This is a genomic window from Amycolatopsis eburnea (assembly GCF_003937945.1).
Classification (GTDB): Bacteria; Actinomycetota; Actinomycetes; order Mycobacteriales; family Pseudonocardiaceae; genus Amycolatopsis; species Amycolatopsis eburnea.
In genome coordinates this window covers 660,718-679,786 of sequence record NZ_RSEC01000058.1, presented here as the reverse complement: position 1 = coordinate 679,786, position 19,069 = coordinate 660,718, and the positions used below count along the sequence as shown (strand labels likewise).

Annotated in this window: 22 protein-coding genes; 3 read left to right on the top strand and 19 right to left on the bottom strand. The window is 69.8% G+C overall.

All coding sequences use genetic code 11. The features are described 5' to 3' along the window. Window positions 1–82: 82 nt before the first annotated feature. On the top strand, window positions 83–676 hold the full coding sequence (locus EIY87_RS28675) for a TetR/AcrR family transcriptional regulator (RefSeq protein ID WP_125312953.1): 594 nt from the start codon (window positions 83–85) through the stop codon (window positions 674–676). Between the two features lies 1 nt (window position 677). Here the strand turns inward: EIY87_RS28675 and EIY87_RS28670 are convergent, their stop codons facing one another. Then, the gene (locus EIY87_RS28670) at window positions 678–1,253 is read right to left on the bottom strand and encodes a Uma2 family endonuclease (protein ID WP_125312952.1); all 576 of its coding nucleotides are present in this window, start codon (window positions 1,251–1,253) and stop codon (window positions 678–680) included. A 50-nt stretch (window positions 1,254–1,303) separates the two neighbouring features. Next, complete coding sequence (gene murA / locus EIY87_RS28665) at window positions 1,304–2,578, bottom strand: UDP-N-acetylglucosamine 1-carboxyvinyltransferase (protein WP_125312951.1); 1,275 nt, start codon at window positions 2,576–2,578, stop codon at window positions 1,304–1,306. 61 nt (window positions 2,579–2,639) lie between these two features. Between murA and EIY87_RS28660 the strand changes: the two genes are divergently transcribed. After that, the gene (locus EIY87_RS28660; RefSeq protein ID WP_125312950.1) at window positions 2,640–3,212 is read left to right on the top strand and encodes a cob(I)yrinic acid a,c-diamide adenosyltransferase; all 573 of its coding nucleotides are present in this window, start codon (window positions 2,640–2,642) and stop codon (window positions 3,210–3,212) included. Here EIY87_RS28660 and EIY87_RS47775 read toward each other — a convergent pair. The 16 genes from EIY87_RS47775 to EIY87_RS28585 all read right to left on the bottom strand — a co-directional run bounded on the left by EIY87_RS47775 (window position 3,209) and on the right by EIY87_RS28585 (window position 15,977). Then, window positions 3,209–3,361 carry a hypothetical protein gene (locus EIY87_RS47775; RefSeq protein ID WP_158641375.1) on the bottom strand — a complete coding sequence of 51 codons (153 nt, stop codon included), beginning with the start codon at window positions 3,359–3,361 and terminating at the stop codon, window positions 3,209–3,211. The two genes, EIY87_RS28660 and EIY87_RS47775, sit on opposite strands and share 4 nt — an antisense overlap. Continuing rightward, complete coding sequence (gene aroA, locus EIY87_RS28655; protein WP_125312949.1) at window positions 3,361–4,599, bottom strand: 3-phosphoshikimate 1-carboxyvinyltransferase; 1,239 nt, start codon at window positions 4,597–4,599, stop codon at window positions 3,361–3,363. Before aroA ends, EIY87_RS47775 begins: the two co-directional genes overlap by 1 nt. Window positions 4,600–4,609: 10 nt before the next feature. Further along, on the bottom strand, window positions 4,610–4,930 hold the full coding sequence (locus EIY87_RS28650) for a putative quinol monooxygenase (protein ID WP_125312948.1): 321 nt from the start codon (window positions 4,928–4,930) through the stop codon (window positions 4,610–4,612). A gap of 66 nt (window positions 4,931–4,996) precedes the next feature. Next, window positions 4,997–5,431 carry a DUF2550 domain-containing protein gene (locus tag EIY87_RS28645; protein WP_125312947.1) on the bottom strand — a complete coding sequence of 145 codons (435 nt, stop codon included), beginning with the start codon at window positions 5,429–5,431 and terminating at the stop codon, window positions 4,997–4,999. Between the two features lie 25 nt (window positions 5,432–5,456). Then, window positions 5,457–5,822 (bottom strand): F0F1 ATP synthase subunit epsilon, encoded by a 366-nt coding sequence (locus EIY87_RS28640; RefSeq protein ID WP_125312946.1) that lies wholly within the window; start codon window positions 5,820–5,822, stop codon window positions 5,457–5,459. A 204-nt stretch (window positions 5,823–6,026) separates the two neighbouring features. Then, window positions 6,027–7,454 (bottom strand): F0F1 ATP synthase subunit beta, encoded by a 1,428-nt coding sequence (gene atpD, locus EIY87_RS28635; RefSeq protein WP_125312945.1) that lies wholly within the window; start codon window positions 7,452–7,454, stop codon window positions 6,027–6,029. After that, complete coding sequence (locus EIY87_RS28630) at window positions 7,454–8,392, bottom strand: F0F1 ATP synthase subunit gamma (protein ID WP_125312944.1); 939 nt, start codon at window positions 8,390–8,392, stop codon at window positions 7,454–7,456. Before EIY87_RS28630 ends, atpD begins: the two co-directional genes overlap by 1 nt. An 11-nt stretch (window positions 8,393–8,403) precedes the next feature. Then, complete coding sequence (gene atpA, locus EIY87_RS28625) at window positions 8,404–10,041, bottom strand: F0F1 ATP synthase subunit alpha (protein ID WP_125312943.1); 1,638 nt, start codon at window positions 10,039–10,041, stop codon at window positions 8,404–8,406. A 56-nt stretch (window positions 10,042–10,097) separates the two neighbouring features. Beyond that, window positions 10,098–10,922: a F0F1 ATP synthase subunit delta gene (locus tag EIY87_RS28620; RefSeq protein WP_125312942.1), complete on the bottom strand. Its 825-nt coding sequence runs from the start codon at window positions 10,920–10,922 to the stop codon at window positions 10,098–10,100. 6 nt (window positions 10,923–10,928) lie between these two features. After that, window positions 10,929–11,489: a F0F1 ATP synthase subunit B gene (locus EIY87_RS28615; RefSeq protein ID WP_125312941.1), complete on the bottom strand. Its 561-nt coding sequence runs from the start codon at window positions 11,487–11,489 to the stop codon at window positions 10,929–10,931. A 29-nt stretch (window positions 11,490–11,518) separates the two neighbouring features. Further along, entirely contained in the window at window positions 11,519–11,776 is a 258-nt protein-coding gene (locus EIY87_RS28610; protein WP_026468506.1) for an ATP synthase subunit c family protein, read from the bottom strand. A gap of 55 nt (window positions 11,777–11,831) precedes the next feature. Further along, window positions 11,832–12,617, bottom strand: coding sequence for a F0F1 ATP synthase subunit A (gene atpB, locus EIY87_RS28605; protein ID WP_086861260.1), 786 nt, complete (start codon window positions 12,615–12,617; stop codon window positions 11,832–11,834). Between the two features lie 523 nt (window positions 12,618–13,140). After that, window positions 13,141–13,584, bottom strand: coding sequence for a hypothetical protein (locus tag EIY87_RS28600; RefSeq protein WP_125312940.1), 444 nt, complete (start codon window positions 13,582–13,584; stop codon window positions 13,141–13,143). A 49-nt stretch (window positions 13,585–13,633) separates the two neighbouring features. Beyond that, the gene (locus tag EIY87_RS28595; RefSeq protein ID WP_125312939.1) at window positions 13,634–14,791 is read right to left on the bottom strand and encodes a glycosyltransferase family 4 protein; all 1,158 of its coding nucleotides are present in this window, start codon (window positions 14,789–14,791) and stop codon (window positions 13,634–13,636) included. A gap of 74 nt (window positions 14,792–14,865) precedes the next feature. Beyond that, window positions 14,866–15,516: an L-threonylcarbamoyladenylate synthase gene (locus tag EIY87_RS28590; RefSeq protein WP_125312938.1), complete on the bottom strand. Its 651-nt coding sequence runs from the start codon at window positions 15,514–15,516 to the stop codon at window positions 14,866–14,868. A 197-nt stretch (window positions 15,517–15,713) separates the two neighbouring features. Further along, window positions 15,714–15,977 carry a hypothetical protein gene (locus tag EIY87_RS28585; RefSeq protein ID WP_125312937.1) on the bottom strand — a complete coding sequence of 88 codons (264 nt, stop codon included), beginning with the start codon at window positions 15,975–15,977 and terminating at the stop codon, window positions 15,714–15,716. Window positions 15,978–16,080: 103 nt separating this feature from the next. On the opposite strand from EIY87_RS28585, the gene EIY87_RS28580 reads away from it, so the two are divergent. Further along, on the top strand, window positions 16,081–18,054 hold the full coding sequence (locus tag EIY87_RS28580; protein ID WP_125312936.1) for a M6 family metalloprotease domain-containing protein: 1,974 nt from the start codon (window positions 16,081–16,083) through the stop codon (window positions 18,052–18,054). Between the two features lie 82 nt (window positions 18,055–18,136). Here EIY87_RS28580 and prmC read toward each other — a convergent pair whose 3' ends face one another. Continuing rightward, on the bottom strand, window positions 18,137–19,003 hold the full coding sequence (gene prmC, locus EIY87_RS28575; RefSeq protein ID WP_125312935.1) for a peptide chain release factor N(5)-glutamine methyltransferase: 867 nt from the start codon (window positions 19,001–19,003) through the stop codon (window positions 18,137–18,139). Window positions 19,004–19,069: the final 66 nt, after the last annotated feature.

Here is a 19,069-nt window from a genome sequence, read left to right as displayed (position 1 = left end):
TGAACGTTTGGACGATACGGTACCGTCCCGACGTCAGGATAGACGGGACGGTACCGTTCCGTCCACCCGCTACACTGCCGCCATGGCACGCACCCCGACCGGCGCCGCGGTCCTCCAGCCCGAGGTCACGCAGGCCATCAGCGAAGCCGTCATGTGGGAACTCGCCGAGCAGGGCTACGGGCGGCTGTCGATGGAAGCCGTGGCGAAACGCGCCGGCGTCGGCAAGAGCGCGCTGTACCGGCGGTGGGCGTCGAAGGAGCACATGATCGCCTCCGTGGTGACGGAGTTCAGCGTGACCCGCGCGGCGGAGGCCGACACGGGCTCGCTGCGCGGCGACCTGCGCGAGACGATGCAGGCGCTGATCGACTGGCTCACGCACCCGCTGTTCTCGCGGATCCTGCCGGACCTGGTCGCGGAGGACGCCCGCAACCCGGGCCACGGCGCCGGCCTGCGCGGAGCCATCGGCGGCCCGCGCCGCGAGGTCGGCGAGACGATGCTGCGCCGCGCGATCACCCGCGGCGAGCTACCCGCGGACCTGGACATGGAAATGGCGCTCGACGCCCTTGCCGCGCCCATCTACTGGCGGCTGGTGGTCCGGCAGGCCGAGGCGGAGCCGGACTACGTGGACCGCCTGGTGGCGTACGCCCTGCGCGCACTCGGCGCGCAGGACGCTTGACTCAGAGCAGGTCGGCCAGATCCATCGCGAAGTCGAACGGATCCGACACCGCCAGCTTGCCCTTGTGCGCGCCGGTCGAGGTGTACACGCGGGTCGTCGGATCCAGCCGGTAGCAGAAGATCGTGAGCCCGCGGACGTCGTCGGTCTCGTTCTCGACGCGCCAGAAGTGCGGGATCCCGGCGGCCGCGTACTCCGCGGGCTTGTCCGTCTGGTCGGCGGTGATCGAGCCCGGGGACATCACTTCGATCACCAGCGAGCAGTGCTCGGGCCGCAGTACGGTGTCGGCGTCCAGCGACGCGTCGTAGACCACCAGATCGGGGCGGCGGTTGAGCAACGGCACGTCCCGCAAGCGGAGATCGACGGCGAACTCCACCGCCAGCTCGGCCCCGCACGCCTCTTCGAGTGCGTAGGACATCCGCCGGATGATCTTCTGGTGCGGGCGGCGCGGGGCCGGGTTCACGACAATCGCTCCATCGACGATCTCGATGACACGGCAGACTTCTTCGGGCAGCGCTTCGTATCCTTCGGCCGAAAGGCCCTCGGGCGGGAGCACCATCCAGTCGGGCAGCGCCGTCATCGCAACCCCCTGTCCGCGGTTTACAGAAGTTTACGATACGCGTTCCGGACTCAGTTCCGCTCGGGCTCGCCGCTGACCCGCTCGATGCGCGCGCCCAGCCGGTTCAGGTTCTCCACGAAGTGGGGGTAGCCGCGGTCGATGTGGAAGACGTCCCAGACCTCCGTGACGCCGTCCGCGCACAGGCCCGCCAGCACCAGGCCGGCGCCCGCGCGGATGTCGGAGGCCCACACCGGGGCGCTCGACAGCTGGGAGACGCCGCGGACCACCGCGTGGTGGCCGTCCGTGCGGGCGTCGCCGGACAGGCGGACCATCTCCTCGATGAAGCGGAAGCGCGCCTCGTAGACGTTCTCCGTGATCATCGACGTGCCCTCGGACACCGCCGACAGCGCCACCGCGAAGGGCTGCAGGTCGGTCGCGAAGCCGGGGTACGGCAGCGTCACCCAGTCGACCGCCTTCGGGCGCTCGGGCTGGATCACGCGGAAGCCCTTGTCGTCGAACGTCTCGACCTCGGCGCCGGCCAGTTCCAGCTTGTTCAGCACCAGGTCGAGGTGGTGCGGGTTGACGCCGCGGACGGTGATGTCGCCGCGGGTCATCGAGGCGGCGAACGCCCAGGTCGCGCCGACGATCCGGTCGCCGATCACGCTGTGGGTGGTCGGGTGCAGCTTCTCGACGCCGTGCACCGTGAGCGTCGACGTCCCGGCACCTTCGATCTTCGCGCCCATCTCGGTGAGCATCGTGCAGATGTCGGCGATCTCGGGCTCGCGCGCGCAGTTGTCGATGACCGTGGTGCCCTCGGCCAGCACGGCCGCCATCAGGATGTTCTCGGTCGCGCCGACGCTCGGGAAGTCCAGCCAGATCTGCGCGCCGACCAGCGTCTCGGCCTTCGCGACGACGCAGCCGTGCTCGATCGTGCTCGTCGCGCCCAGCTTGCGCAGGCCGTTCTGGTGCATGTCCAGCGGGCGCGAGCCGATCGCGTCGCCGCCCGGCAGCGCCACGACGGCCTGCTTCAGCCGCCCGACCAGCGGCCCCAGCACGCAGACGGACGCGCGCAGCTTGCCCATCGCCGCGGAGTCCGCGCGGTGCGACAGCTCGGCAGGCGTCGTGATCGTGGCGGTGTCGCCCTCGATGACGACCTCGCAGCCGACGCTCCGCAGCACGTCGCCCATCAGCGGGACGTCGAGGATCTGCGGGCAGTTCGTGATGGTCGTGGTGCCCTCCGCGAGGAGGGCCGCGGCCATCAGCTTCAGCACGCTGTTCTTGGCGCCGACCACGTCGACCTCGCCGACCAGCCGGGCTCCGCCATGCACGTCGAAGTGCTCGCTCATGGCCGCCAATCATGCCCTCTCGCCCGGATTCGGCCCGGGCGGGGGCCGCTATGGTGGGTTCATGGTCGTTCGCATCAACCGCGTCTACACGAAGGTCGGCGACAACGGCACGACCGCGCTCGGCGACGGGTCCCGCGTGCCCAAGACGTCCCCGCGGCTGGGCGCGTACGCGGACACCGACGAGACGAACTCCGTGCTGGGGCTCGCGATCGCCGTCGGGCAGCTGACCACCGAAGTCGCGGACGTCCTGCGTGTGGTGCAGAACGATCTCTTCGACGTCGGCGCGGACCTGTGCCTGCCGATTTCCGACGACCCGCCGTACCCGCCGCTGCGGATCACGGAGAAGTACGTCGAGCGGCTCGAAGGCTGGTGCGACGAGTTCAACGAGCGCCTGCCGAAGCTGACGTCGTTCATCCTGCCGGGCGGCACCCCGGGCGCGGCCTTCCTGCACCAGGCGCGCACGGTGTCCCGGCGCGCGGAGCGCAGCGCGTGGGCGCTGTACGAGGCCGAGCCGGAGACGACGAACCCGATCGCGGTGAAGTACCTGAACCGGCTCTCGGACCTGCTGTTCATCCTGGCCCGGCTGGCCAACCCCGAGGGTGACGTGCTGTGGCAGCCGGGCGGGCAGCCCTAGCCCAGCCTGCCCTGTTCCTGAGCGGCCCAGTAGCGCTCGAGGTCGACCTCCGGTGTCCCGTCGAACGCCGGGTCCACGGCCTGCGTCGTGACCATGTCCTCCGGCTTCACGCGCTCCGGGAGCTTCGCGAAGCGGTTCTCTTCGGCCATCAGATACCCCAGCTCTCTCGCAGGGTCCCCAGCGCCTGGTGGAAGCCGGGGAACGTCTTCTTCACGCAGTCCGGGTCGTCCAGCGTGATGCCCGGCGTGCGCAGGCCGGTGATGCTGAACGCCATCGCGATCCGGTGGTCGCGGCGGCACTTGACCAGCGCGCCCGTCGGCGTGCCGGGCTGGATTTCGATCCAGTCGCGGCCCGTCTCCACCTCGATGCCCAACGCGCGCAGGTTCTCTTCGCACGCGTCGAGCCGGTCGCTCTCCTTGATGCGCGTGTTGTAGACGTCCTCGATGCGCACCGGGCCCGAGGCGAACGGCGCGATCGCCGCCAGCGTCGGGACGGTGTCCGAGATGTCGCGCATGGTGACCGTGACGCCACGCAGGCCTTCCGACGGGCCCGCGACGGTCACCGAGTCCTCAGCAAGTTCCACGTGCGCACCCATCTCGCGCAGCACGTCGACGAACTTCACGTCGCCCTGCAGTGCCGAAGACCCGAGCCCGGGGATGGTCACCGTGCGGCCCGTGACGGCCGCCGCGGCGAGGAAGTAGCTGGCCGTCGACGCGTCCGGCTCCACCGGGTACTCGCAGGCCTGGTACGGCGCCGGCGGGACGACGAACGTCTTCCCCTCGCGCCGGACGTCGACGCCGAAGCGCCGCATCATCTCGAGCGTGATCTCGACGTAGGGCACCGACACCAGGTCGGTCACCGTGATCCGCAGCCCCTCCGCGGTCAGCGGCCCGAGCAGCAGCAACGCGGTCAGGAACTGCGACGACAGCCCCGCGTCCAGGGTCAGCTCGCCGCCCTTGACGCCGTCCGCGCGGACGGTCAGCGGGTGGTGGCCCGGCTCGCCGCCGAACTCGAGGTCGACGCCCAGCTCCTGCAGCGCGTCGGTCAGCGGCCCGAGCGGGCGCCGGCGCATCTGGTCGGAGGCGTCGAAGTGGAACGTCCCGTTACCGGCCGCGGCCAACGCGGGCAGGAACCGGGCCGTCGTGGCGCCGTCGCGGCAGAAGACCTCGGCGGAAGCGACGCCGGGGCCGGACGGGCGGCCCTCGATCGTCCACGCGCCCGGCTGCCGGTCGACGCGGTAGCCGAGCTTGACGAGCCCCTCGGCGAAGCCCTCGGTGTCGTCCGAGTGCAGCGGACGGCCGAGGGTCGTGGTGCCGTGCGCGGCGGCGGCCAGGAACAGGCCGCGGGCGGTGACGGACTTGGAGCCGGGGATCTCGACGAGGGTCACGGACCCCAGTTTAGTGCGGCTGGATCTCGGCCATCGGGCCCCAGTCGGAGGCGTCCTGGACGTTGATGATCCGCGGGTTGTCGCTGATGTAGGCACCCAGGTTCTCGACGGCCCACTTGAAGTGGTCGGACCCGACGTGCGCGACGGCCGCGTCCTGGCCGTCGAAGCCCTCGACCAGCACGTAGGTGTTCTTGTCCTCGAGGCTGCGGGACCATTCGAAGAACCGGTTGCCCGCTTCGGCGCGGGTGTCCCGGGTGTAGTCGGCGACGATTTCCGGCCAGGCTTCGGCGTGCTCGGGCTTGACCGGGAACTTGACCACGATGAAGATCATGCGCTCAACCGTAGGCCAAATCCGGAGCCGTGGCTGTCCCAGTTTGAGACAAACACAGCGAGACAGTCAGGAGGCGCGCGGGAGGCGTCGCCCGGGCGGGGCGGATTCGAGCCAGGAGAGGAAGCCGGTCAGCGCGCCCGGGCCCATGGCGATCTCGATCGCCTCCTGGGTCTCGGACTCGCAGCGCAGCACGGTCGAGCCCTCGGGAACGGCGTAGGCCTCGCTCCCGGACGGGTCCCGTCGGTCGGCGATCTGCATGCTTTCCCGCTGGAAGACGCGGTCCGGGCCGGTCCGCAGGCTCCACACGCGATACCAGACGAACTCGTCGCCCTCGTAGCGGCCCAGCCCCAGGTGCCAGCTGGACCGCGCGGCGTCCGGACGCCACCGCAGCGCGACGCTCACGCCGCCACCGCGGCGCATCCGGATCCACCGCTGGCCGTACCAGGCGGCCAGCACGGCGAGCACGATCAGGAGCCCGACTACGACCACGGTGATCTTCACGGCCCGGCTCCTGCCCGTCTCCCGCTCAGGCCGACTGACCTGCCGCGCGGAGCTGGGCCGTGGCCCTCGTCCGCTCGGTCTCGTCGTCGGCGCTCAGTGCCGCCTTCGCCGCGTCGACGTCGATCTCGTCGGACAGCTCGGCGCTCTCGGCGAGGATGCTGACCCCGGTGCCGGTGACCGACAGGAACCCGCCGTGCACGGCCGCGCAGACCGTCTCGCCGTCGGTGGTCGTCACCTTGACCACGCCACCCTCGACGAGCTGCCCGAGCACGGGCTCGTGGCCGGCCATGATGCCGATCTCGCCCTCGGTGGTCTGCGCCACCACGAAAGTGGCGGTACCCGACCAGAGACGGCGCTCGACGGCCACCAGCTCCACGGACATCTCAGCCACGTAGCACTCCTTCGCTCGGGGTGTTACCACCGAGTGTAATAGGTCTGTCTGAAGCTATGAGAACGGCGGGGGCCCGAGTCCACATAGGACACTGCCCCCGCCGTGCTCAGGAAGTCAGGTGAGCCATATTCAGACGTCGGCCGGCGCAAAGTGCGGCGGGTGGTGAACCTGCGGTCCGTCGCGCCGGCCTGATCCGAATATGACTCACTTCTTGGTGATTTCCTTGTACTTCTTCTCGAGGTCTTCGAGGCCACCGATACCCAGGAACGCCTGCTCCGGGTAGTGGTCGAAGTCACCCTTGGTGATGCGGTCGAACGACTCGATGGTCTCCGACAGCGGCACCGTCGAGCCCGGGATCTGCGTGAACGCCTCGGCGACCAGCATGTTCTGCGACAGGAACCGCTCGATGCGGCGCGCGCGCTGAACGGTCAGCTTGTCCTCTTCCGAGAGCTCGTCCATACCGAGGATCGCGATGATGTCCTGCAGCTCCTTGTACTTCTGCAGGATCCGGATGACCTCGGAGGCCACGCGGTAGTGGTCCTCACCGACGATGGCCGGGTCGAGGATCGTCGACGTCGACGCCAGCGGGTCCACCGCCGGGAAGATGCCCTTCTGGAACACCGACCGGGAGAGCTCGGTGGTGGCGTCCAGGTGGGCGAACGTCGCGGCCGGAGCCGGGTCGGTGTAGTCGTCCGCGGGGACGTAGATCGCCTGCATCGAGGTGATCGAACGACCCCGGGTCGAGGTGATCCGCTCCTGCAGCTGCCCCATCTCGTCGGCCAGCGTCGGCTGGTAACCCACCGCGGAAGGCATGCGGCCCAGCAGGGTCGACACCTCGGAACCCGCCTGGGTGAACCGGAAGATGTTGTCGATGAACAGCAGCACGTCCTGGTTCTGGACGTCGCGGAAGTACTCCGCCATGGTCAGCGCCGACAGCGCGACGCGCATGCGGGTGCCCGGCGGCTCGTCCATCTGGCCGAAGATGAGGGCGGTGTCGTTGATGACGCCGTCCTCGGACATCTCCAGGAAGAGGTCGTTGCCCTCACGGGTGCGCTCGCCGACGCCCGCGAACACCGAGGTACCACCGAAGTTCCGGGCGACGCGGGTGATCATCTCCTTGATGAGCACCGTCTTGCCCACGCCGGCACCGCCGAACAGGCCGATCTTGCCACCCTGGACGTACGGGGTGAGCAGGTCGACGACCTTGAGGCCGGTCTCCAGCATCTCGGTCTTGCCTTCGAGCTGGTCGAAGGACGGGGCGCTGCGGTGGATGCCCCAGCGCTCGAGGTCCTCGCCGTAGCCGGGCTCGTCGAGGCACTCGCCGAGGGCGTTGTAGACGTGGCCCTTGACCTTGTCGCCGACCGGGACCGTGATCGGGCCGCCGGTGTCGGTGACCTCGGCGCCCCGGACCAGGCCGTCCTGCGGCTGGAGCGAGATCGTGCGGACGAGGTTGTCGCCCAGGTGGCTGGCGACCTCGAGGGTCACCGTCTTGCGCAGCTGCTCGAACTCGATGTCGACCTTGAGCGCGTTGAACTGGTCGGGAACGGAACCGCGCGGGAACTCGACGTCGACGACCGGCCCGGTCACCGAGACGATGCGCCCCTTGGCGCGCGGGGCTTCAGTACTGGTCATCAATCATCACTTCCTGCTGCGGTGAGCGCGTTCGCGCCACCGACGATTTCGGAGATCTCCTGAGTGATCTGCGCCTGGCGGGCCTGGTTCATCTCCCGCGTCAGGTTGCCCACCAGCTCGTTCGCGTTGTCCGACGCGGCCTTCATCGCCGTCCGGCGGGCGGCCAGCTCGGACGCCGCCGACTCGAGCAACGCCGCGTAGAGCCGCGTGTTGATGTACTTCGGCAGCAGGGCGTCCAGCAGCTTGTCGGCGCTCGGCTCGAACTCGTAGCTGGGGAGCAGCCCGGCGGGCTTCTCCTCTTCGCCTTCGGAGTACTCGACCTCGAGCGGCGCGACGCGCTTGGCCGTCGGCCGCTGGGTCAGCATCGACACGAACTCGGTGTAGACGATGTGGATCTCGTCGACACCCGCGATGCCGTCGGCGTTGCCGTGCTCGTCGTCGACGCCCCGCATGAACGACTCGACCAGGGCGTCACCGGCCGCGACCGCGTTCGCGTAGCCCGGCTGGTCGGAGAAGCCCGTCCAGCCGTCCACGACCTCGCGGCCCCGGAACCGGTAGTAGTTCAGCCCCTTGTTGCCGGTGACGTAGACCTGCGGCTCCTTGCCCTCCGAACGCAGGAGGGCGAGCAGCTCTTCGGTCGCGCGCAGCACGTTGGAGTTGTACCCACCGCACTGGCCCTTGTCACTGGTCACGACCAGGACCGCGGCCCGCTTCGGGTTCGGGCGCTCGACCAGCATGGGGTGGTCGAGCGTGGTGGCCGCGCCGGCCAGCGCCGAGAGCACCTTCGTGATCTCGTCCGCGTACGGCCGGGAGGCGGCGACCCGCGCCCGCGCCTTGGTGATGCGCGCGGTGGCGATGAGCTCCATCGCCTTCGTGATCTTGCCGATGGACTTGGTCGCCTTGATGCGCGACCGGAGTTCCCGGAGTTGTGCGGCCATGAGCTACCAGCTCACTTCTTCGGGGCGGGCTTGTTGACCTTGACGGTCTCCTGCCCGACCTTGTCGGCTTCCATGGCGTCCGCGTTCTCCTCGAGCGGCTTGCCCTCGGAGGTCGTGAACTCCTTCTTGAACTCGTTCACGGCGGCGACCAGCTTGTCCGCGGTCTCGTCCTCGAACTTGCCGGTGTCGCGGATCGCGGCGAGGACGTCGGCGTGCTTGCGGCGGGCCGAGTCCAGGAACTCGTGGTTGAAGCGGCGCACGTCCTCGGTCGGGACCGAGTCGTAGTGGCCGTTCGTGCCCAGGTACACCGTGGCGACCTGCTCCTCGACCGGGATCGGCGAGTACTGCGGCTGCTTGAGCACCTCGTACAGCCGGGCACCGCGCTCGAGCTGCGCCTTGGAGGCGTCGTCGAGGTCCGAGGCGAAGGCCGCGAAGGCCTCCAGCTCGCGGTACTGCGACAGGTCGATCCGGAGCGAGCCGGAGACCGACTTCATCGCCTTGACCTGCGCGGCACCACCCACGCGGGACACCGAGATACCCACGTCGATGGCCGGGCGCTGACCGGCGTTGAACAGGTCCGACTGGAAGAAGCACTGGCCGTCGGTGATCGAGATGACGTTGGTCGGGATGTAGGCCGACACGTCGTTCGCCTTGGTCTCGATGATCGGGAGACCGGTCAGCGAGCCGGCGCCCAGCTCGTCCGACAGCTTCGCGCAGCGCTCGAGGAGACGGGAGTGCAAGTAGAAGACGTCGCCGGGGAACGCCTCGCGGCCCGGCGGGCGGCGCAGCAGCAGCGAGATCGCGCGGTAGGCGTCGGCCTGCTTGGTCAGGTCGTCGAACACGATGAGGACGTGCTTGCCCTCGTACATCCAGTGCTGGCCGATGGCCGAGCCGGTGTACGGCGCGATCCACTTGAAGCCGGCCGAGTCGGACGCCGGGGCGGCGACGATGGTGGTGTACTCCATCGCGCCCGCGTCCTCGAGGGACTTCTTGACCGCGGCGATCGTCGAGCCCTTCTGGCCGACGGCGACGTAGATGCAGCGGACCTGCTTCTTCGGGTCGCCGGTCTCCCAGTTGGCCTTCTGGTTGATGATCGTGTCCACGGCGACGGCGGTCTTGCCCGTCTTGCGGTCACCGATGATCAGCTGGCGCTGGCCGCGGCCGATCGGGGTCATCGCGTCGATGGCGGTGATGCCGGTCTGCAGCGGCTCCGACACCGGCTGGCGCTCGACGACCGAAGCGGCCTTCAGCTCCAGCGCGCGGCGCTCGGTGGTCTCGATCTCGCCGAGGCCGTCGATGGCCGCACCCAGCGGGTTGACGACGCGGCCGAGGTAGCCGTCGCCGACCGGCACCGAAAGGACCTGGCCGGTGCGCTTGACCTGCTGGCCCTCTTCGATGCTCTCGAAGTCGCCGAGGATCGCGGCACCGATTTCGCGGGCGTCGAGGTTCAGGGCGACACCCAGCACACCGCCGGGGAACTCGAGCAGCTCGTTCGCCATGGCCGAGGGGAGCCCCTCGACGTGGGCGATGCCGTCACCGGCGTCGACCACGACGCCAACTTCTTCCCGGCTCACGTCCGGGGCGTAACTCGAGACGTAGTTCTCGATCGCGCTACGGATCTCATCCGAGGAGATCGTCAGCTCGGCCATGTCTTTCCCGCTCTCGCTTCGTTCTTGCCAGTATGCAAAGTCTTGTGTGACCTGGGCTATGCCCGGGCCAGCCGCCTGCGCAGCGCCGCCAGCTGGCCCGCCGCGCTCCCGTCGATGACCTCGTCGCCGACGCGGACGACGAGACCGCCGCCGAGCCGGGGGTCGACCTCGACGTGCAGCGCGATCGGCCGCCCGTAGATGGCGTCGAGCTTCGCGCCCAGCTGGGCGGTCTGCTCGTCGGTCAGGGCGTTCGCGCTGGTCACGTAGGCGACCGAACGCTGGCGCCGTTCCGCGGCCAGCTTGACCAGCTTGTCGAGCCCGACGCCGACGCCGCGGCCCTTGGCCCGGCGCACGACCTGCTCGACGAGTGTCTCGGTGACCACGTCCACCTTGTCGGCGAACAGCCCGCGCACCAGCGTGCGCTTGGCGTCGGCGGGGCCGGCCAGGTCGGAGAGCGCGGCCTCCAGCTCCGGAGCGCCGGCCACGACCCGCGCGACCTGGAACAGCTGGGACTCGACGGTGTCGACGTTCCCGGTCTTCTCGGCGGCGGTGAGCAGCGCCGAGCGGCCGAGCTCTTCGAGCCCGTCGACCAGCTCGCGAGGGCTGGACCAGCGGCTGCCCGCCACGGCGTCGAGCACCTTGAGGGCCGGTTCGGAAAGCTTCCCGTCGAACAGCCGGCGCACCAGCGCGGTGCGCGCCTCCGGCGACGTCGAAGCGTCGCTCACCGCCCGGCGCAGGCCGATTTCCCGGTCCAGCAGGTCGACGACCGAGAGCAGCTCGTCGCCGACCGTGGCCGCGTCGGCTCCCGCGTCGGCCAGGACCTCGCCGAGGCGTTCCTCGGCGAGGCCGAGCGCTTCACGGCTCGCAGCATGCAGCGTCATTTCTGGCTACTTCCCCGCTCCGTTGGAGGCACCGGCGGTCTCCAGCTCCGCGAGGAACCGGTCGACGGTGCCGCGACGGCGCGCCTCGTCCTCGAGCGACTCGCCGACGATGCGGCTCGCCAGCTCGACGGCGTTGCGGCCCATGTCGGCCCGCAGCTCGGCGATGATCTGCGCCTTCTGGGCCTGCAGCTGGGCCTGCCCCTGGGCGACGATGCGCTGGGACTCGGCCTCGGCCTCGGCCCGCAGCTCCGCCTTGATCTGCTCGGCTTCGAGCCGCGCGTCGTCGCGGATCTTGGCGGCCTCGGTCCGGGCCTCCTGCAGCTGGGCCTTGTACGTGGCCAGGGCCTCTTCGGCCTCGGCCTGGGCCTTCTCGGCCTTCTCGATGCCACCCTCGATCTTCTGCGCACGCTCTTCGTACGCGGCCTCGAAGCGAGGGACGACGTACTTCTTGAGGATGAACAGCAGGATGAGGAAGGCGACGATGCCGAGGATCAGCTCCGAGATGTCGGGGATGATCGGGTTGTGCGTTTCGCCCTCTGCGGCGAGGACCAAGGCACTGTTCAGCACGGCGTCTCCTTAAAGCGATGAGCCGAAACTCAGGCGGCGGAGGCGATGAAGTAGATGACGATGCCGATCAGGGCGAGCACCTCGGTAAGCACGAAGGTCGAGAAGCCGATGCCCTGCAGCTTGCCCTGCGCCTCCGGCTGGCGCGCGGTGCCGTTGATGACGGCGGCGAAGATCAGACCCACACCGATGCCCGGGCCGATCGCGCCCAGGCCGTAGCCGATCGCGGCGAGGCCGGGGTTGATGTTGACAGCCTGCTCGGCGGCCTGGGCCAGAACGATGTTGCTCACGTGCATTTCCCTTCACTTCGGTCCACGCGCTCGCGTGGATCGGGGGCTTGTGTTCTCAGTGCTCCGACGCCAGCGCGGCGCCGATGTACCCAGCCGACAGCAGGGCGAAGATGTAGGCCTGCAGCACCTGGATGAAGGCCTCGAGGAAGGTCATCCCGATGGCGAAGATCCACGCCACCAGGGAGACCGGCTTCAGCGCCCAGCTCGACGTCTCGGTCAGCAGGAAGGTGCCGCCGAGGGTGAAGACCGCCAGGATCAGGTGACCCGCGAACATGGCGGCGAAAACACGGATGGCGAGCGTCAGCGGGTTGAGGAAGAACTTCTCCGCGAACTCGATCAGCGAGAAGAGCGGCAGCACCGCCTTCGGCACGCCCGGCGGGGCCAGTTCCTTCTTGAAGTAGCCCGCGAAACCGTGCCGCTTGAACCCGACGAAGTGGTAGACCGGGTAGACGACGAGGACCGACAGGGCGACCGGGAAACCGAAGCGCGCCATGGTCGGGAACTGCAGGACGGGGATGATCCCGTAGAGGTTGTTCACCAGCACGAAGGTGAACAGTGCGAAAACGAGGGGTACGAACGGCTTGAAGTCCTTCGAGCCGATCTGCTCGCGCGCGATGTTGTTGCGGCTGAAGTCGTAGATCGACTCCGCTACGAACTGCCCCTTGCTCGGTACGACCTGGAGTTTGCGGGTCGCCAGCAGGAAGTACGTCGCGATGATGACCACCGAAGCCACGACGAGCAGCATCGGCTTGGTGACCCCGCCGAACAACGCCGGCAACTCGAAGCTTTCGGCGCCGGGCGGCGCGAATACCGCACCCTCGGCCAAAACCAGCGCGCCCACTGGGCTCCTTCCGGTTCTCCCGGCCGGCGTTCACTCCGCCGGGGGAATCGTCACGATCTGGACTTAACGTACCCGATACGTATCGGGACGTCGGAGGCGGCTACCCCACTGTCCGCAGAACACGGCTTCACGTTCTGCACACGGGGTTCTCTCGCGTGAACACTGCCCTGCGGTCTACTTCGGACCAGAGGTGGACGAGGCGGAACTACACGGTCGCCACACTGCTGATCGCGGTTCGTCTTAGGGAGTGCGCGGACGAGGCCGCCACCCTTGACGCGGACCATACCAGCAGGTCAATCAGTGCCGTACACGCGTACTCCATACCCACCGATCAGCCCAGGACTTAGGTCCCGGGTCCACCAGGGACCGAGGTCCGGAGCGGTACGGGACCCGCTCCGGAACGGCCCTGCTGAAGGGTCCCGGGCCGGTGTTCGGCCGACACGCTATGTGGCACCGGTCACACTCTGGCGGCCGCACGGGGGTTCACCGAGCGTAACGGAACTGTCCGGCAAAACGGACGGCGTCAGGAGGGGATGATCGTCGGGATCTTGGTCTTGCGGAAGGCCGCGAACTCGGCCGCGGCGGCCACCAGGATGGCGACGATCATCGTGATGCCGAGCGACATCGGGTGCAGCGCGGTGACGCCCTTCAGCAGCGTCAGCGCGCCGAACAGCAGGACGACCTTCACGACGTACCCGCCGAGCGCGATGACCATGACGAACATCGGGTCCTGGCCCGCGCTGAAGCGCATCAGGCCCAGCGTCGACAGCGACGCGACCATCGCGAGGACCGCGCCGACGAGCGAGCCGAGGAAGCCGGGCAGGCCGTTGAGGATGCTGAAGAGCACGATGCAGACGAGCACCGCGGGCGGGGTGACGAGCAGCGAAGCCTTCGTCATCGCGCGGGCGGCCTGCAGCACCACCTTGGCGTGCGGGTTCTCCTGCGCTTCGGTTTCGGTCTCGCTCACGGCTGGCTCCCTGCTCGGTTCAGCCACCGAGTGTAGAGAACCCCGCCGGTCAGGTGCCCGGCTGGTTGCGCGAGCGCAGCCGCGGCACGATCGAAACCACCACCGCGAACACCAGGCCCGCCCCGATGATCCACAGCGCCGCGGCGTCGTCGAACAGCGTCACCGACACCGCGCCGAACGCCAGGATCCCGGCCCACAAGTAGATCAGCAGGACCGCGCGGCGCTGGGAGTGGCCGATCTCCAGCAGGCGGTGGTGCAGGTGCATCTTGTCGGCCGCGAACGGGCTTTCGCCGCGGCGCGTGCGGCGGACGACCGCCATGATCAGGTCCAGCATCGGCACGAACAGCACCGCCGCCACGACCACCAGCGGCGACAGCAGCGCGATCGCGTCCTTGCCGCTGAACTGCGGGTACGGCACGCGGCCGGACGCCGACGTCGTCGCTCCCGCGAGCATCAGGCCGATCATCATCGAGCCCGAGTCGCCCATGAAGATCTTCGCCGGTTGGAAGTTGTACGGCAGGAAGCCCAGACAGGCGCCGGCGAGCGTGGCCGCGATCAGCGCCGGCGGGTAGGTGCCGACGTCGCCGCCGGAGCTGTCCAGCAGACCCAGCGAGAACGCGCACGTCGCCGCCGCCGCGATGAAGCCGAGCCCGCCGGCCAGGCCGTCGAGGCCGTCGACGAAGTTCATCGCGTTGACCATCACCACGACCATCACGACCGTCAGCAGCGCGCCCTGGTTCTTGTCGAGCACCAGCACCGAGCCGAACGAGTCGCCGCTGCCGCCCCACGGCACCCAGAACGACACCCACTGCACGCCGAAGATGACCAGGATCCCGGCGCACATGACCTGGCCGGCCAGCTTCGTCCAGGCGTCCAGCTCGAACCGGTCGTCGAGCGCGCCGATCAGCGAGATCACGCCCGCCGCGAGCAGCACGCCGACCGAGTCGAACGAGGCGTCGAACCCGTGCGACAGCGCGGGCAGCTGGTGGGCGAGGCCCATCGCGCCGGCGACGCCGAGGTAGATGCCGACGCCGCCCATCCGCGGGATCGGGGCGACGTGGACGTCGCGCGCCCGCGGGTTGGCGATCGCGCCGACGCGGATGGCGAGCCGGCGGACGAGGCCGGTCAGCAGGTAGGTCACGGCCGTCGCGGTCAGCGCGACGAGGATGTATTCCCGGATGGGGAGGAGACCGGATGTGGGCGGCACGGGTGCGTCACGCTCGCGGGGTCGGGGTCACCCGCGACACGCTATCGTGCCGCGGTTCCCGCCGTGATCCGGCTTCAGGCCAACGTTTCCGCGGGCACACCGAGCACCTCCGCGACCGCCGTCTTCGAGACCGAACCCTCGCGCAGCACGACCGGTTCGGTACCGGTGAGGTCCACAATGGTCGATGCGACGGGCTCGCCGCTCGACCCGCCGTCGAGGTACACCGCGACCGAGTCGCCGAGCTGCTCCTGCGCCTCCTGCGCGGTGCTCGCAGGCGGCCGCCCGGAGACGTTGGCGCTCGACACGGCCATCGGGCCGACGTCGCGCAGCAGCTCCAGCGCCACCGGGTGCAGCGGCATCCGGAGCATCACGGTGCCGCGGGCGTCGCCGAGGTTCCACTGCAGGCTCGGCGCGTGCGGCAGCACGATGGACAGGTCGCCGGGCCAGAAGGCTTCGATGAGCGCGCGCGCCTGCGGCGGGACGCCGAGGACCAGGCCGTCCACAGTGGACCAGGACCCGACGAGCACGCCGACCGGCATGTCCGGGCCCCGGTTCTTGGCGCGCAGCAGCGCCTGGACGGCGCCGGCGTCGAACGCGTCGGCGCCGATGCCGTAGACCGTGTCGGTCGGCAGGACGACCAGCCTGCTCGACCGCACCGCACCCGCCGCGGCGGCCAGCCCGTCGGCCCGGGTGTCGCGCTTGCTGCAGTCGTAGACCACGCTCATGGCGCCCAAGAGTAGTCCGGCCGCAGATAGGGACGTTCGCCGCGTCACACCCCCGCCGCCGGGGGGCGCCCCCCGTCTTCCACGCTACCGGCGAGCACCGACAGGTCCCGGCGCTCGCGGCGCGGTCGGCCGGAGTTGTCCACAGGCCGCTGCCGTCGCGGGCCGCGATGTCATGAACGGGTTCACCTCGCCGGACGTCAGGGCCCCGGCGAAGTCGCGGCGGTCTGCCCCGCGGCGGCTTGGTCGGGCAGCCCGGCGCACTCGCCACGGCCGGCGCCGGTGGGTTCGGACCGAGGGCGGTCGGCGTCCGGCGTCATGAACGACTCGTTCATGACGTCTGGTGAGGTGAACGACTCTTTCATGACATCCGGCCGGCGCGGGCCTGCGGTGTCGGCGAAGCCGCCGTTCGCGACATCCGGCCGCGCGCCATGACAACCGGCCAGACTTTCGTCGTGGGGCAAGCGGGTAAACCTCGCCGCGAGGCAGAACCGGGACAGCGCGGCTCAATACGGTCGATCACCGGGAACCACCAACCCCCGTGGGTTCCCAGTGAAGGAGCCGCAGATGCGTTCCAGAACCCCGAAGGCGCTCGCCGTGCTCGCCGCGGCCGCCCTGCTGGCCGGGCTCGGCGCGGGCACCGCCGCGGCCGAGCCGCTCACCCGTGGCTGGCCCGCCCCCATCGACGCCGCGCAGTGGGAGAACCAGGACCACATGACCTGGTCCGACTACAAGAAGGTCCCGGGCACGAACTGGGCCGACCCCTCGCTGAAGCCCACCCAGCGCACCTTCAAGGGCGCCGTCGTCCTCGCCGACTACCCGGACCAGGACTTCGTCGTCACCCGCCCCGCCCGCTCGACCGTGTTCGGCAACCCCGCCCCCACCGCGGCCGGCATCCCCCGGGCGAACGTGGCGCAGTACTACCAGGACTTCCTCAACAAGCCCGAAGCCCTCAACAACGGGCACACGATCAACGAGTACTGGATGGAGGACTCCGGCGGCCGGTTCGGCGTGCAGCTGACCGCGTTCGGGCCGTACCGGATGCCCGGGAAGTCCTACGAGTACGGCATGGAGTTCCAGCCGAGCGCGTGCCCGCCCGGCGCGAACTGCACGCGGGACATCCGCAAGGACGCCGGCGACGCCTGGCGCGCCGACGTCGGCGACACCGCGAAGCAGTTCGACTTCGTCTTCTACCTCTCCGCCGGCCAGGACGAGAGCTCGACCTGGCAGGAGTTCGGCGAGATGAAGTTCGGCACCAAGGAGAACGTGCCCGACGCGTTCGGCCCGCCCAACCACGACCTGCCCAACTACGCGGCGACGCGGTACGTGCCGTGGACGTCGTGGGCGTCGGCCGCCAGCATCTGGCCCAACGCCCAGGACGGCAGCTCGGTGCAGGCCGAAAGCTCCGGCCAGTCGACCTACGCCCACGAGTTCAGCCACATCCTGGGCATCGGCGACAACTACAACAACCCGTTCGGCGTCCCGCCGTCCCGCAGCTACAGCGGACCGTGGGACATGCTGTCGCGCGGCACGTTCAACGGTCCCGGCGGCCCGCACACGCGCTGGCAGATCCCGGCGACGCAGGGCAGCTCGATGGGTGCCCAGCACCAGCTGCGCAACAAGCTGAAGCTCGGCATCGTCGACCCGGCGGACGTCCTGCAGCTCGACCGCAACGACCTCGCCAAGACCGGTCCGGTGTCGGCGCGCATCACCGCGCGGGAGGCCGAAGCGCAGCCGGGCGCGTTCACCGGGCTGAACATCAAGCTCACCGGCGGGGACAAGGCGCCGAAGTGCGACCGGGCGACGGACCCGTTCTGCGACGGCGGCGGCTACGACAACTACACCGTCGAGGTCGTCGACCGGATGGGCGCGGACTCGTTCGCCCCGGACTCCGGCGTCATGATCACCAAGACGAAGAACAAGGACAACGCGCCCTTCGACTGGGTGATCGACGCGAACCCGCAGGACATCGGCATCACCGACTACACCAAGCCGGACGGCACGCCGGTGAAGATCACCATCGGCGACTACCGCCAGCTCAACGACGCCCTGTTCAAGGCGGGCACGGAGGCGGCGAGCCCGTACGAGTACACCGACCAGGCCAACCGGCTGCGGTTCCTGATCACCGACCTGGCCCGGGACCGCCGCGGCATCCTGTCGTACACGGTCACGGTCGCTTCGCTGGACGGCTCCGGCAGCCAGGCGCGCGGCGCCGCGCTGACCCCGGCCCCGCCGGCGTTCGCCCGCGGCGGCCTCGCGACCTGCGACTTCGGCCTGCTCAACACGGGTTCGGCCCGCGGCGCGCAGGCGCCGTACGACACGGACACCTACCGGCTGAGCGTCTCGACGGACGCGCGCGGCTGGGCGGTCCGCCTGCCGAACGAGCTGACGACGGCGAAGTTCGGCGGCCACGTGAAGGTCCCGGCGTACGCGAAGCGAAGCCAGGGCGGCGACCTCACGGCCCGGGTGAAGCTGACGGCGACCTCGATCGGCGACCCGTCGAAGACGGCGACGGCGAGCTGCACGGCGTTCGGCTTCTGAGGACGCGCCGGTGACGTCTTGAATGAGTCATTCAGGTCCTCGGCGGTCCTGAATGACTCATTCAAGACCTTTGCCGCGGCGGTCAGCCCAGCCGGCGCGCGGTGACGAACCGCGCCCGGCCCGTCAGGTCGGCGTGGTCCTCCACCCCCGTCAGCACCCGCCGCGCCCGCACCAGCGCCGGCACCGCCGACCCGTGCGTGTCGTCGTGCTCGATCGCCAGCCCGCCGCCCGGGCGCAGCAACCGGGCCCCCGCCGCGATCGCGTGGCGGATCACCGCCAGGCCGCTCTCCTCCGCGAACACCGCGCGCGGGGGATCGTGCTCGGCCACCTCCGGGGGCACCGGGGTGCCCTCCGGGACGTACGGCGGGTTGCAGAGCACCAGGTCGACCAGGCCGTCGAGCTCGGCGAACATCGTCGGATCGCTGATGTCGCCCGAGTACAGCCGGATCGGGGTGTTGCCCGCGTCGGCGTGGACGTCCGCGTTGTGGCGGGCCCAGGCCAGCGCCTGCGGGTCGACGTCCACCGCGTAGACCACCGCGTCCGGGCGGGCGTGCGCGACCGCCAGCGCCAGTGCCGCGGAGCCGGTGCACAGGTCCACCACCACCGGGAACTCGCGGCCCTGCAGGAACTTGACGCCCCATTCGAGGAGCAGCTCGGTCTCCGGCCGCGGGACGAACACGCCGGCGCCGACCGCGACGGTGATGTCGCCGAGCGCGGCCCAGCCGGTCAGGTACTGCAGCGGGATCCGCTTCGCGCGCTGCTGGACGAGCTGGCCGATGGCCTCGATGACCGGGGGGTCGACCAGCGGCACCATCGGCAGGCGGCCGCGGTCGACGCCGAGCACGTGCGCGGCGATCACCTCGGCGTCGAAGCGCGGCGAGGCGACGCCCGCGCGCTCGAGGATGCGGGTGGCCTCGATGATGGCCAGGCGCAGCGGCTGCCGGTTCACTCGTCGTCCTTCACCTCGTCAAGCCTGGCACACCAGGCGGAACTCCCCCGTGAGGACACGCGCCGG